This window comes from Wolbachia endosymbiont of Phyllotreta cruciferae (genome assembly GCF_918697765.1).
GTDB lineage: Bacteria > Pseudomonadota > Alphaproteobacteria > Rickettsiales > Anaplasmataceae > Wolbachia > Wolbachia pipientis.
Genome location: NZ_OU953855.1, coordinates 47,286 through 61,812, shown reverse-complemented (window position 1 = coordinate 61,812; position 14,527 = coordinate 47,286). Strand labels below are relative to the sequence as shown.

Genomic DNA, 14,527 nt, shown 5'->3' with positions numbered 1-14,527 from the left:
ATGTCAAAATTATTATTTGCTTATAACAGTATCATTACTCATGTATTTTTGCAACACGTTTGGTATTGCAATCGACCCGTCAGAATTTTGATAATTCTCCATTATGGCAATAATCGTTCTTCCTATAGCTAAAGCTGAGCCGTTTAAAGTGTGAATATATTTTTTCATCTTTTTATCAGTTTCTGAAGAGTATTTAGCGTTCATCCTTCTTGCTTGAAATGCACCACAATTTGAGCAGCTTGATATTTCTCTATATTTATTTTGCCCAGGTAACCATACCTCTATGTCATAAGTCCTTTGTGCAGCAAAACCCATATCGCCACTGCAAAGCAGCATTACTCTGTATGGCAATTCTAATTTTTTTAATATCTCTTCAGCAACACTCGTCATACGCTCAAGCTCATCATTTGATTGGTCTTCAGTTGTGATACTAACCAATTCCACTTTACCAAATTGGTGTTGCCTTATCATACCTCTCGTGTCTCGCCCTGCGCTGCCTGCTTCTTTACGAAAACACTCCGAATATGCAGTAAAGCGAATAGGCAGTTCTTTTTCTTCCATTATTTTGTCAGCAACTAAATTTGTTAAAAACACTTCACTTGTGGGAATCAACCTCAATTCGTCGGTAGTTAAATACGAATCGTCAGAAAATTTCGGTAGCTGACCAACATTATACATAGCCTCGTTTTTCACCAAAGTCGGGTGGTACAGCTCAGTATAGCCAAATTCATTAACATGCATTTCAAGCATAAAATTTATTAGCGCTCGTCCAAGCTTAGCTAACTGTCCTTTTAATATCGTAAATCTTGATCCGGAAATTCTCGCCGCTTGTTCGAAGTCCATTAAACCTAATTTTTCTCCGAGTTCATAATGAGATTCTGGTACAAAATCAAACTGTCTTTTTCCTCCATATCTTCTCACCTCTAAATTAGAGTTCTCATCTGCGCCTATTGGCACATCTTGCGCAGGAATATTCGGCAAGTTAGATAAAACATTCACTAACTTATCCTTTTCTGCTTGTTCTTTTAAGCTGATTGCCTCTATCTCATTTGTGATGCTTTTTGACAACTCTATTTGCTCTTCACAGGGGCTCTTGCTCATTTTAAGCTTTTTTATTTCCTCTGTGATTTCATTGCGCTGCCTATTCAAATCCTGCAGTTTAGTGGTTAATGATCTTTTCTCGTGATCGATTTCTAATATCTCTTCCGCAGTAGATTCTCTAATTCCCCTGCTTTTCATTGCCTTTTCAAATCCTTCAGGGTTTTTGCGTATATATTCTATATCGTGCATATATTGTGCTATTACTAACATTGTTACTGTACTCCAAAAGCTCTTAATATTCAATATTTTCTCATACTACTAAAATTATTATGGTTGATTTTTTTGTTAGAATTTGTTAAAATTTAATTAACTTAGCGTTCATAGGGTGTAGTATGTTGGGCATTACAAAAAATAATCAAAAAGAGAGCACTTACTTTGCTGGTGAGGAATTCGTTATCTACGCTACTTGTGTATGCCTAGCAGCCACATTCGCTGCTGGCTGTTTAGGGGCGGTAATAGGATCCCCTCTATTGACCTTTCCACTTGCTATGCTCATCTCTAACCCCGTAGTTTGGGTTTTAATGGGAATAATTCTTACAGTAGCATACAAAATGGTTGTTGAACCTTTATTTTACTTAGCGAAGAACTATATTAATGGAAAAAGAGCTTCAAAGGGGGAAAAGAGTGAAGAAAAAGATACAGAACTACAAGATTTGCAAGGCAAGACTCCAGAAAAGCAAGCAAGACCGAAAACTCCTGATAGGGATAGTGGTGTTATTACATCGGAAATAGCTATAGATAATAATTCTTTTTTACATCAAACAGAGAAAGAAAAGAATTATAATTACAAATTAACTACTACTGATATTAGAGATATTGTAAAAAGCAAATATGGGTGGATAGCACACAAAAATAAAAAAGGCTTAAAAGATACTTCTGAAGGTGTGATTTTTGCTTGTCCTGACTCTACATCATCTTTAGAGCAAGAACTAAAAGAATATAAAAATAAAGTAGAACGAGAGGGTAGTGATTTAGTGTTCACTTCAATCCTTAATTTAAATGGAAACCATTGGGTAACACTGGGTGTTTCTTACGACGAAAAGAGTGAAAAGTTTAGAGCTTGCTATTGCGATTCATTTGGTGAACCATTACCAGAAGAGGTATCAAGTGCGCTACAGAAAACTCTAGGAATAGACAATAGTAGTATTAGAAACTCAAAAGCTAAACAACAAGATGATAAGTATAATTGTGGAATATTTGCCTTAGAGAATGCTAAGAAAATTACAGATATGCTGAAAGCAGGCAAATCGTTTGATGAAATTGATGATCAGCTAAAATATGAACTTAGTTCAGAGCAATTAATAGAGAAGAGAAAAGAATTTGCAAAAGCGTTGAAAAAGGATGAACAAAGCAGGGCTGGCACGCCAAGCCCTGTATTAGGTGGTCCAGGAAATATAAGTCGTAAAGATAGCGGAGTAAGTTTAGATTCAGTAGAAAGTAAGCAAACAAAAATTGTTCAATATAATACTACAGGTGATGGCAACTGCTTTTTCCATGCGGTATTTGGTGATAATAGCTCTGGTCAATATAAAACTGAAAAAGCACAAGATATGAGAATGGAATGGCACAAATTTTTAAGTCAATTTAACTCTTTGAATAATCCAAGGATGCCTGAGTTATTGAAGGAACAGATGCAGAAAGTTTTTGGTGCATTCTTAGAAAATCCAAATCATTTGATTGGTATGTCGGACTCAATAAAAGATTTGGTTCAGCATACAAACAGACGGGTAGAGAAGATCAAAAAAAAGACTAATAAATTAATAAAAAAGTTATGTTGTCTTACGACATTAAAAGAAAATGAAGTTATAGGTGATTTAAGAAGCATTAGTGCTAGTAATCTCAATATTAGTGAAAGAAAATATGATAGAAATTATAATAGTGATACTGCAGCAAATTCTTTTCTCAATGGCAAATCCATTTATAGATCTTATCTAGAGGCAATCAGCAGCCAAAGTTACCATGTTTTCATAGAAGAAATTTCTATCTTAGCTTCGCTGGCTAATATTGAAATTGACGTCTACTATAAAAATAATGGTAATGATGTAAATACATTGTTTCTGCCAAATGCGGGAATGATAAATGAAGGTTATCAGCAGAACAACGAGCTATGGGGAAATAAAGAACAAGAAACGGTATACTTGGCACCTGGTCATTATGAGAGAGCTGAGATAGTAGAGGTAGAGCCTTCTCTTATGGAAAAAGTAAGTTCGGCTATACAAAGTGTTGTAACAGTATGTGTAAATGCGCTAGGTTTGAACACATAGAATATATGTCCCTACAAGTAGGAAATTTGACAATTGATTCTCCAGTTATTTTAGCTCCAATGTCTGGAGTGACTGATTATCCGTTTAGAAGTATTGTGAAGAAACTTGGTGCAAGTTTGTTAGTTTCAGAGATGATTGCAAGCAGAGCTATGATTATGCAAACTCGCCAGAGTTTGCAAAAAGCAAAAGTCGATGCATTAACTGCTGTGCAGCTTGCTGGGTGTGAGCCAGATGTTATGGCGGAGGCTGCAAAATTAAACGAGGACATGGGAGCAAAAATTATAGACATAAACTTTGGTTGCCCTGTTAAAAAAGTTGTAAACGGTTATGCAGGATCAGCGCTAATGCGTGATGAGAAAAAAGCCGCTGAGATAATTGAAGCTGTGGTCAAAGCAGTGAATATGCCAGTTACGGTGAAAATGCGCACTGGATGGAACGATGAAAATCGCAATGCCCCGAGACTTGCGAAAATTGCCGAAGACTTAGGAGCAAAAATGATCACTGTGCATGGAAGAACAAGAGCGCAGCTTTATAATGGTCAAGCAGATTGGAAATTCGTTAGAAATGTTAAAGAGCAAGTGAAAATTCCAGTTATAGTAAATGGTGATATTAAAAATTTAAATGATATTCAGAATGCTCTCAAAGAATCTGGAGCAGACGGAGTGATGATAGGTCGTGGTGCCTACGGTAAACCTTGGCTGATTAATCAAGCAATGAACTTTCTCAGTGGAAGTGAAACTTCTGAGCCAACAGCTTCAGAGAGATTAAGCATCATACTCGAGCATTACGACAATATTCTTGAGTACTATGGAAATGACACAGGAATAAAGATGGCCCGCAAACACATAGGTTGGTACAGTAGCGGGCTTCAAGGCTCATCTGAATTTCGTGTGAGAGTAAATAACATGACAGATAGCACAGAAGTGAAAGAAAATATTATTGGCTTTTTTGGTCAAGAGACACACTAGCTGTACTCAATTCGACTGATCGTATGCCACTACGCTCTCTTCCTCACCAGAGTGTAAATGACAACCATTATCCATCAACCATTCCTCGTCATAAGTTTCAATATCAAAATATTTTTCATATTTATCCACATTATCACAAAGTGAAAGTGCTCTGATCTTATTCATAATCAAACCTGTACCAGCAGGAATTAATCTTCCTACTATAACATTTTCTTTTAATCCACTTAAAGGATCACTCTTCCCGCAGAATGCTGCTTCTGTAAGTACTTTTGTTGTCTCTTGGAAAGAGGCAGCAGAAATAAAGGAGCTAGTTTCAAGACTTGCCCTAGTAATCCCCTGCAGAATAGGAAGATAATGAGTAGGCCGTTTGCCAGAGTTACTCATAGCATCATTTTCCCTATCAACTTCCAGCTTGTCAATGCTTTCGCCAACCAAGTACATAGTATCACCAGGATCAGTAATTTCCACTTTTTGTAGCATTTGTTTTAAGATCACCTCTAAATGCTTATTGTCTATACGAACACCCTGCAATCTATAAACTTGCTGTATTTCAGAAATCATATAGTGCGCTAAAGCTTCTAACCCAAGCACACGTAAAATATCATGGAGATCAGGGTCACCATCCATCAATAGATCACCTTTACGTACAAAATCACCTTCATTGACTATTACATGCTTACTTCTTGATACCAAATATTCAACTGGAGAAATTTGTTCATCTACAGGTTTAATTAATATACTGCGTTTTCCTCTACGGTCTTTTTCAGAAAATGCTACATAGCCATCTATCTCACTAACAATAGCATGCTCTTTAGGACGACGTGCTTCAAATAACTCTATAACCCTCGGTAAACCACCAGTAATATCACGAGTTTTAACTGACTCTCTTGGTGTTCTTGTAATAACATCACCTGCATGAACCTTCTGGCCATCTTGTACATTGAGCACTGCACCGATTGGTATAAAATAACATGCTTCAACGCCACTTGCGAGTGTCATTACTTTACCATTATCGTCAAGCAGCACAATACGAGGACGTAAATTAGCTCCACCAGAATGCAATTTCCAGTCTTTTACTACTTTGCTTGATATTCCTGTAGATTCATCCATCACTTCAGTGATCGAAATTCCATCTTTTAAGTCCTGATAAGACACTGTACCAGTCTTCTCCGTGATAATAGGCAATGTATAAGGATCCCATTCCGCAACTTTATCGCCAATTTTTACTGACCCACTCTCATCTACATAAAGCTTAGCGCCGTAAGGTACACTGTGCTTCAACTTCTCACTACCAAGGCTATCAATCAACACGACTTCACAGGAACGGCTTATCACAATTTTATTTCCGTTTCTATCTATAATTATATTACTATTGTTTAACTTTATTTTAGCATTAATAGAAGCTATAATATTCGAGGATTCAACGCCTCTAGTCATTACTCCACCTATATGAAAAGTACGCATCGTTAACTGAGTACCTGGCTCTCCAACAGATTGAGCAGCTATAACACCAACTGCTTCACCTATTGAAACAATTTTACCAGTTGCAAGGTCTCTTCCATAACATAAAGAACATACACCAGGACTTATTTCACAAGTTAAAGGCGATCTAATTTTTACAACATCAAGACCTGCAATGCTGATTTGCTTTACTTTATCCTCATCAATTAATTCCCCTGCTTTTACTAATAATTCTTTTGTCACTGGGTTATATATATCATTTGCAGCTGTTCTACCCAGCACAACACTCTCTAGAGATGCAACTATAGTACTTCCTTCAACTGTAGCTCTCACAACAAGACCATTTTTTGTTTTACAGTCATGCTTTGTAACTATGCAATTTTGAGATACATCAACTAAACGACGAGTTAAGTATCCAGAGTTTGCAGTTTTAAGTGCAGTGTCAGCTAAACCTTTACGCGCACCGTGAGTAGAATTAAAGTATTCAAATACGTTCAATCCTTCACGGAAATTAGAAATTATAGGTGTTTCTATAATCTCACCAGAAGGTTTGGTCATGAGCCCTCGCATTCCTGCTAGCTGTTTCATCTGTGAAGTAGAACCCCTTGCACCAGAGTTAACCATCATATACACTGAGTTGTACTTACTATTTCCATCATATATAGATATTGCTTTTAACATATCATTAGCTATCATATCCGTACACTTAGACCATTCATCTATAACCTTGTTATACCTCTCACTTCTAGTTATTAGCCCATCTTGATATTGCATAGAGAATTTCTTAATTTCACCCCTCGCGTGATCAACATGTGTAGCTTTAGTTTCAGGTATAACCATATCACAACGACCAAAAGAGACACCAGAAAATGTGGCATACTCAAAGCCAAGTACCATTAATTTATCAGAAAATGCCACTGTAGCACTTTGACCACAGTTACGATATACCAAATCAACTATACCAGTTATTTCCTTGACTGTTAATATCTGATTTATTAGATCGAAGCCTAGATTCTCATGCTTAGGAAAAATTTGCCATAATATTAAACGGCCAGGAGTTGTACAAACAGTTTTATAGTGAGTTTCACCGCTGCTATTAATATACTCCATCCTATACTTTATACTAGAATGAATATGTAAAGTACCATCACTCAAGGAATGCTCAACTTCACAAAAAGCACCAAAAGATGGTAAATTATCTTCCTTAGGTTCTTGTAAAGTCAGATAATATATACCAAGTACTATATCTTTACTAGGAACTATAATCGGTCTGCCATTAGAAGGACTTAAAACGTTATTAGTGGACATCATCAACACCCTAGCTTCAAGCTGAGCTTCCAATGAAATTGGCACATGCACTGCCATTTGATCACCATCAAAATCAGCATTAAACGCCGTACAGACAAGCGGATGAAGCTGTATTGCTTTGCCTTCAATAAGGATTGGCTCAAAAGCCTGAATACCAAGTCTATGTAGCGTAGGCGCTCTATTCAACAAAACAGGATGCTCTTTTATTACCTCTTCAAGCATATCCCAAACTTCTGGTTTTTCTGCTCTTATCAACTTACTAGCAAACTTAATAGTTGGAGCCATACCATACATCTTAAGCTTTGAGTAAACAAAAGGTTTGAATAGTTCAAGAGCCATTCTTTTTGGTAATCCACACTGATTTAGTTTCAAAGTTGGACCAACAACTATTACAGAACGTCCAGAGTAGTCTACCCTTTTTCCTAAGAGGTTCTGGCGAAAACGACCCTGTTTTCCTTTTAACATATCACTAATGGACTTTTTATATCCAACAGCACCAGCTTTATTTACCAAAGTATTACGACGACTATTATCAAAAAGAGAATCAACTGCTTCTTGTAACATCCTTTTTTCATTACGAATCATAATCTCAGGAGGATTTAAGCTCAACAATTTCCTCAACCTATTATTTCTATTAATAATAGTCCTATAATGATGATTCAGATCAGAAACTGCAGGACGACCACTCTCAAGCGATACCAAAGGACGCAAATCAGGTGGTAAAATAGGTATAGTTGTAAGTATCATCCACTCAGGCCTATTTCCAGATTTAATGAAGTTTTCAACAATACGCAATCTCTTTATAATTTTCTTTCTTCTTATCTCAGAAGCAACAGATTCTAATTCTAGTCTTAAATCCTTCCTAATTTCATGTAAATCAAGGCGCGTTAGCAACTCTCTTATAGCTTCAACACCTTGCATAGCTACAAAACTATCGATCCCATAGCTATCTTTAGCTTCATTATAAGCTTTTTCACTAATAATCTCACCTTTTTCAAAAGGCGAAACAAGAGGATCTATTACGATATAATTATCGCTATATAAAATATTCTCAATATCTCTGAGAGACATATCCAATAATGCTCCAATTCTTGAAGGAAGCGATTTCAAAAACCATATATGAGCAACAGGAGATGCAAGCTCTATATGACCCATCCTTTCTCTTCTTACTTTAGAAGATGTAACTTCTACTCCGCATTTTTCGCATATGCGACCTCTGTGTCTTCTTTTTTTGTATTTTCCACATAAACATTCATCGTCATTGACAGGACCAAAAACCTTAGGGCAAAATAATCCACCTTTCTCAACTTTGAACGTACGATAATTTGCAGTTGAAACATCTTCTATCTCACCACAAGATATACGCTTAATACTTTCAGGGCTAGCAATCGATATGCTAACCTCATTAAAAGGTTGTGCAATGTTAGTGTGAGATATATCTTCAATCACTACATCATTTTGCTTTAAATCTACATTTAAACATAAAGAACGTAGTTCTTTTATCATCACATTAAAGGATTCAGGAATTCCACATTCAAAATTACTGTCACCTTTTATTATCGATTCATAAATCTTAACTCTACCATTAATATCATCAGACTTCACAGTTAACATTTCCTGCAAAGTATAAGCAGCACCATAGGCTTGTAATGCCCAACATTCCATTTCACCAAAACGCTGACCACCAAAATGAGATTTTCCTCCAAGAGGTTGTTGAGTAACCAAACTATAAGGCCCTACTGAACGCGCATGAATTTTACCATCAACCAAGTGGTGCAACTTAAGCATGTACATGTAACCAACTGTAACCTTGCGGTCGAATTTTTCACCACTGCAACCGTCATATAATACAGCTTGTCCAGAGTTATCTAAACCAGCAAGTTCAAATAATTTTGCTATTTGTTCATCTTTTGGACCCTCAAATACAGGTGCAGCAACAGGAACGCCATCACGTAATTTGCGTGCAAATTCAATGAGATTATTATCACTAATATTACGAATATCATTACAGATAGATACGTTACTGCCATAGCTATAAACCTCAATCAGAAAGTTACGTAAATTGCTGTATGAACTTTTACAAGAGTTCAAATAGTTCTCTACTAACTCATTCAACTCGTCATTTAGTGCATTCTTATTAGGTGTATTTAAAACAGAAGCCGTTATTTCATCATCATCAATATTTTCAATTTTTTTATTATCAAGGTATGCTACTGCAAATTGTGTAAAATTATCATCGTTAAGGGACCTAATTCCCTTGCAAAAAGCACTTTTGATCTTATTGATCTCATCGAGAATATTACTTACCTTTTCCCCTAATTTTCTACAAGCCCAACCTACATGCGTTTCCAGTATTTGCCCTACATTCATTCGTGAAGGAACACCAAGAGGGTTAAGAATAATATCAACAGGAGTACCATCTTCCAAATAAGGCATATCTTCCACTGGCACAACTCGAGAAATCACACCTTTATTTCCATGTCTACCAGCCATTTTATCCCCTGGTTGCAGACTATGTTTCACAGCAATGAAAACTTTTACTGACATCGACACACCTTGAGGCAGGTCATAACCTTCATGTAATTTTTCTACTTTTCGCTTAAACTGTGCTATTGCATGTGATACTTTTTCATCAAAATCTTTTTTTAAGCTCTTAACTTGCTCAGAAATGGATTGGTTTTTTAATCCTATACCCCACCATTGCTCACGTTCAATAGAGTCAAATTTTTCTCGATCTTGAGAACCAGAATTAATAAGAAGTTTCTTCAGTTCATCATAGAAATATTCACTAGTAACATTGATTATATAATCTCGCTCTTCCTCAAAGTCATTTATCTCTTTTTGTTTGATGAGTAATGCCCTTTCATTTTCTTCAACCCCCCTGCGTGTAAAGACTTGTACATCAATTACTGTCCCTTCAACATCTGGAGATGTATATAAAGAGGAATCCGCACAATCGAATGACTTTTCACCAAAAATTGTCATTAATAACTTCGTTTCAGGAGGCAATGAAAGAGAAGGTTTAGGTGTAACTTTACCTACCAGAATATAGCCTGGACCAACTCTTGTACCAATTTTCACTATACCACTATCATCCAAGTGATATAGATTTTCTTCATTAACACCAGGTATAGCACGAGTTATTTTTTCTGATCCTAAAGGGGTATCATGTACCACACAGTCAAATTCTTCTATATGAATAGAAGTAAAGAGATCTTTTTTAACAACTTCACTAGAAATAATAATAGAGTCTTCAAAATTATAACCTTGCCAAGACATAAAAGCGACTAGCAAATTTTTACCAAGCGCCAACTCACCACTATTAATTGCAGGACCATCAGCTATTACATCACCCTTTTTAACATAATCACCTACGCACACTAGCGGTCTTTGATTAATACAAGTATTATGGTTAGAACGCTGAAATTTCCTTAGATGATAAATATCTACGTCCAAGTAGTTAACCCTTTCTTTATCAAAAGCACGTATAACTATAGAGTTACTATCAGAACTATCAACTATGCCATCGCGTTTTGCTAAAACTACAGCACCAGAGCCAGAAGCTACAAAAGACTCCATACCAGTAGCAACCAGAGGAGCGGTAGGCTTCAATAAAGGTACGGCCTGACGTTGCATATTTGAGCCCATTAATGCTCTATTAGCATCATCATTTTCTAAAAATGGAATCAAGGAAGCTGCAACTGATATTACCTGCTTAGGAGATACGTCAATGTAACTAACTTGGTCGCTACTTACCATGACGAAGCTACCAGCATATCTACAGTATAGCATGTCATCAACAAAGCAATTATTTTCATCAAGCTTTACGCTAGTGTCAGCTATATGATGTGAGCCTTCGTCTATAGCAGAAAGATACTCAATTTGATCAGTAACAACCCTATTGACTACTTTTCTATAAGGGCTTTCAATGAAACCATATTTATTAATACGCGCGTATATAGCTAAGCTGTTGATTAACCCTATATTTTGCCCTTCAGGAGTCTCAATAGGGCAAATTCTTCCATAATGAGTTGGATGAACATCACGCACCTCAAATCCTGCCCGTTCTCTTGTTAAACCGCCAGGACCTAACGCGGATAACCTTCTTTTATGTGTTATTTCAGATAACGGATTAGTCTGATCCATAAATTGAGATAATTGAGAAGAATTGAAGAAATCTCTTAAAACATTAGTTAACACTTTTGGATTAATAAAATCAGATGGAGAAACTTTATCTAAACTAGAAGTGGACATAGAATCAACTATTGCGCGTTCCAATTTCAACAACCCAGTTCTAAATTGATTTTCTATAAACTCTCCAACTGATCTTACTCTTCTGTTTCCTAAATGATCAATATCATCTACAGATCCTTGACCGTCACGTAACAATACTATTTTTTTCACAATTTCAATAATATCTTCATGCGTTAAAACAGTTAAATCCTCATCATAATTTAATCCAAGGTAAGAGTTAAGCTTCAACCTACCAATGTTAGACAAATCATAATATTCCGGACTGAAGAAAAGATTACGGAAAAACTCTTCTACTATCTCTAAAACAGGAACTTCACCAGGACGCAAAACTCTATATATTTCATATAGTGCATCCTGATAAGACATGTTTTCATCTAAGAAAAGCGTATTTAATATATAAGGTCCAACAAACAAATTATCTATGTTCAACACTGATATTTCATCTACAGATAATAACTCAAGCTTCTTTATGTCTTCCAGCTTTATAGATTCACCAGCAGATAAAATTTTCGTAGAGCTAGCACTATCCATTAAATCTTCTGCGAGGAATAAACCACATATAGAATTAAAAGGAACCAGATACTCTTTCAATTCATTATCATATAGCTTTTTAGCTAGTCTTGAGGTAATACGAACGTTAGCTTTAAGCAGCACATTACCTTCAATATCCATTAAGTCGAAAGGCAGCCTCACTCCTTTAAATTTATCAGGAACAAAAGGCACTTTCCAACCATCTTTATGTTTTACATACTTTATTTTCTCATAAAATCTATCGAGTATATCATTATTTGATAGACCCAACGCCTTTAATAAAACTGAAATTGGCAATTTTCTTTTTCTATCAACACGAAAATACAAATGGTCTTTAACATCAAATTCAATATCAAGCCAAGAACCCCTATAAGGAATAATTCTAGCAGAATAGATCAATTTACCAGAATTGTAAGTTTTTCCCTTATCGCTATCAAAAAATACACCAGGAGACCTATGCATTTGTGAGACGATAACTTTTTCCACACCATTAATGATGAAAGTGCCCTTATCAGTCATCATAGGCAACCCACAAAAGTGGACTTTCTGCTCTTCTATAGATTTTACAACGGTTGCAAGTTTAGAATGATCTCCACTCTCTTTAATCGATTTATATTCATCAAGAGAAATACCATCCTGCATAACAACAAGACGTATAGAAGCAATAACCTGAGCAGAAAAAGTTACATCACGCTTTATACACTCAGATTCATCATACTTAGGATCATCTACCCTACAACTTATAAACTCAATAGTAGCCCTACGCAAAGGATCATTTATTGGAAAGATTGTATGAAAGATAACTTCAAGTCTTTCATTACCCTTATTCTTAGGAGTAAAAGAATCATATGATTCTTTTTGAACCTTAACCAAATCCAATAAAGAATCTTTTAAATCAATCGACCTAGAATAAGAAACTCTAGGAACAAAAGCACCAGAAGCGTACATATAAGAAGAATCAACCATTAAAATACCCCAAACTAATTAAAAGAGCTATATCAATATAAAATTAATACATTAAATATTATTCAAGCTCCACTTTAGTTGCTCCTGCTTCAATAAGTTTTTGCTTGATTTTTTCTGCTTCGTCTTTAGGAACATTAGCAGTCAAATCTTTAGGTAAAGATTCAACCAACTCTTTTGCTTCTTTTAAACCCAATGTAGAATTAACCTCTCTCACAGCTTTAATAACTCCTATTTTTTTACTCGCATCAATTTCTTTAATCACAACTTTATACTCAGCTTTTTCTTGAGCAGCAGGAGCAGCAGCATTATCACCAATAGGCGCCCCAGCACCAACAGCTCCACCAAGAAAAGAACCAGCAGGCAACCCTATTTTCTCTTCTAAAACTTTTACAAGTTCAGAAGCCTCTAATAGGTTTAAAGATAATATTTTATCAACCAAATCACTTGTTACATTACTCATAATTACCACCTTACTTAACAACAAATTTATTTTTTAGAACTATAATAATCCAAAACTCTCATAAGCCTCATAGAAGATGAATTAATAGACAACGCTAACCGAGCAGGAATATCATAAGATATTAAACGCATAATTTTAACACGCAATTCATCCAGAGAAGGCAACTTAGCCAGTTTATTAACATCTTCCACTGTTAACAATTCATTTAAATGAGCTGCGCAAATCACAGACATTTTTTCTTTGTTAGCATTAGTAAAATCAACTATTAATTTTGCAGCTTCTACTATGCCACTAGAGTATATAATAGCAACAGGACCGGAAAATTTGCCTGATAAATAAGAGAATTTACCAGTCCTTTCCAAAGCCAAGCGCGCTAGAGTGTTTTTAACTACTAATACCCCACCTGCTATAGACTTCAGACTATTCCTCAGAGTTAATGAATCATTAGCATTTATAGATTTAAAATTTACTAATATCAAGAAATCATTATTTACAAATACGTTTATTGTGCTCTGTATAAATTCATCCTTATCTTTACGCTTCACGGTATCACTCCCTTAAATTATATCTTCCACTTTGCCTATCTTATAAGCTTTACCCATAGTTGAATTTAAAAAAACACCCTTAAAGTAAATTCCTTTCGCAGAAATAGGTTTATTATCTTTAATTACTTTAAGAAAGGCTTTTAAATTTTCTAGCAAGTCATCAATATCAAATTTAATATTTCCTAATTTACCATGAATAACACCATTTTTATCTGTTCTAAATTTTACCTGACCAGACTTAATGGTTTTAATAGCTTCTGCAATGTTAGAAGTCACAGTACCAAATTTAGGGTTAGGCATCAGCCCTTTAGCACCCAATACTTTTGCAATAGGAGTGATTTTTGCCATAAAATCAGGAGTAGTAATGCACCAATCAACATCTAACTTTCTACCTTTTTTTATTTCTTCAACTAAATCCTCTCCTCCTGCAATATCAGCACCAGCTTTTTCAGCTTCTAATAAATGTTTATCTTGAGCGAAAACAGCTACTTTAATATTCTTCCCGATACCTTTAGGCAAAACTACTGTACCACGCACCTGCTCTTCAGATTTACGTGAATCTACGCCTAAATTGACCGCAATATCAACTGATTCATTAAATTTTGCTGAAGCAGACTCAACAATCTTCCTCAAACACTGCTTAGGATTATCATTATATGTATTCATTTA

Annotated in this window: 7 protein-coding genes; 2 read left to right on the top strand and 5 right to left on the bottom strand. The window is 35.5% G+C overall.

Annotated elements, in window-relative coordinates; translation table 11 throughout:
- Positions 1-12: 12 nt before the first annotated feature.
- The gene (gene serS, locus NL281_RS00300; protein ID WP_253303755.1) at positions 13-1,290 is read right to left on the bottom strand and encodes a serine--tRNA ligase; all 1,278 of its coding nucleotides are present in this window, start codon (positions 1,288-1,290) and stop codon (positions 13-15) included.
- A 143-nt stretch (positions 1,291-1,433) separates the two neighbouring features.
- Here serS and NL281_RS00295 point away from each other — a divergent pair, with 143 nt between their 5' ends.
- On the top strand, positions 1,434-3,365 hold the full coding sequence (locus tag NL281_RS00295) for a Ulp1 family isopeptidase (RefSeq protein ID WP_253303381.1): 1,932 nt from the start codon (positions 1,434-1,436) through the stop codon (positions 3,363-3,365).
- 5 nt (positions 3,366-3,370) lie between these two features.
- Positions 3,371-4,333, top strand: coding sequence for a tRNA dihydrouridine synthase DusB (gene dusB, locus NL281_RS00290; RefSeq protein WP_012673040.1), 963 nt, complete (start codon positions 3,371-3,373; stop codon positions 4,331-4,333).
- Positions 4,334-4,339: 6 nt separating this feature from the next.
- Here the strand turns inward: dusB and NL281_RS00285 are convergent, their stop codons facing one another.
- The 4 genes from NL281_RS00285 to rplA are packed head-to-tail and all read right to left on the bottom strand — an operon-like array spanning position 4,340 to position 14,524.
- Positions 4,340-12,853 carry a DNA-directed RNA polymerase subunit beta/beta' gene (locus tag NL281_RS00285; protein WP_253303380.1) on the bottom strand — a complete coding sequence of 2,838 codons (8,514 nt, stop codon included), beginning with the start codon at positions 12,851-12,853 and terminating at the stop codon, positions 4,340-4,342.
- A gap of 58 nt (positions 12,854-12,911) precedes the next feature.
- Positions 12,912-13,313 (bottom strand): 50S ribosomal protein L7/L12, encoded by a 402-nt coding sequence (gene rplL, locus NL281_RS00280; RefSeq protein WP_007551887.1) that lies wholly within the window; start codon positions 13,311-13,313, stop codon positions 12,912-12,914.
- A 26-nt stretch (positions 13,314-13,339) separates the two neighbouring features.
- Positions 13,340-13,858 carry a 50S ribosomal protein L10 gene (gene rplJ / locus NL281_RS00275; RefSeq protein WP_006279539.1) on the bottom strand — a complete coding sequence of 173 codons (519 nt, stop codon included), beginning with the start codon at positions 13,856-13,858 and terminating at the stop codon, positions 13,340-13,342.
- 12 nt (positions 13,859-13,870) lie between these two features.
- Positions 13,871-14,524 (bottom strand): 50S ribosomal protein L1, encoded by a 654-nt coding sequence (gene rplA / locus NL281_RS00270; RefSeq protein WP_077188473.1) that lies wholly within the window; start codon positions 14,522-14,524, stop codon positions 13,871-13,873.
- Positions 14,525-14,527 lie beyond the last annotated feature (3 nt).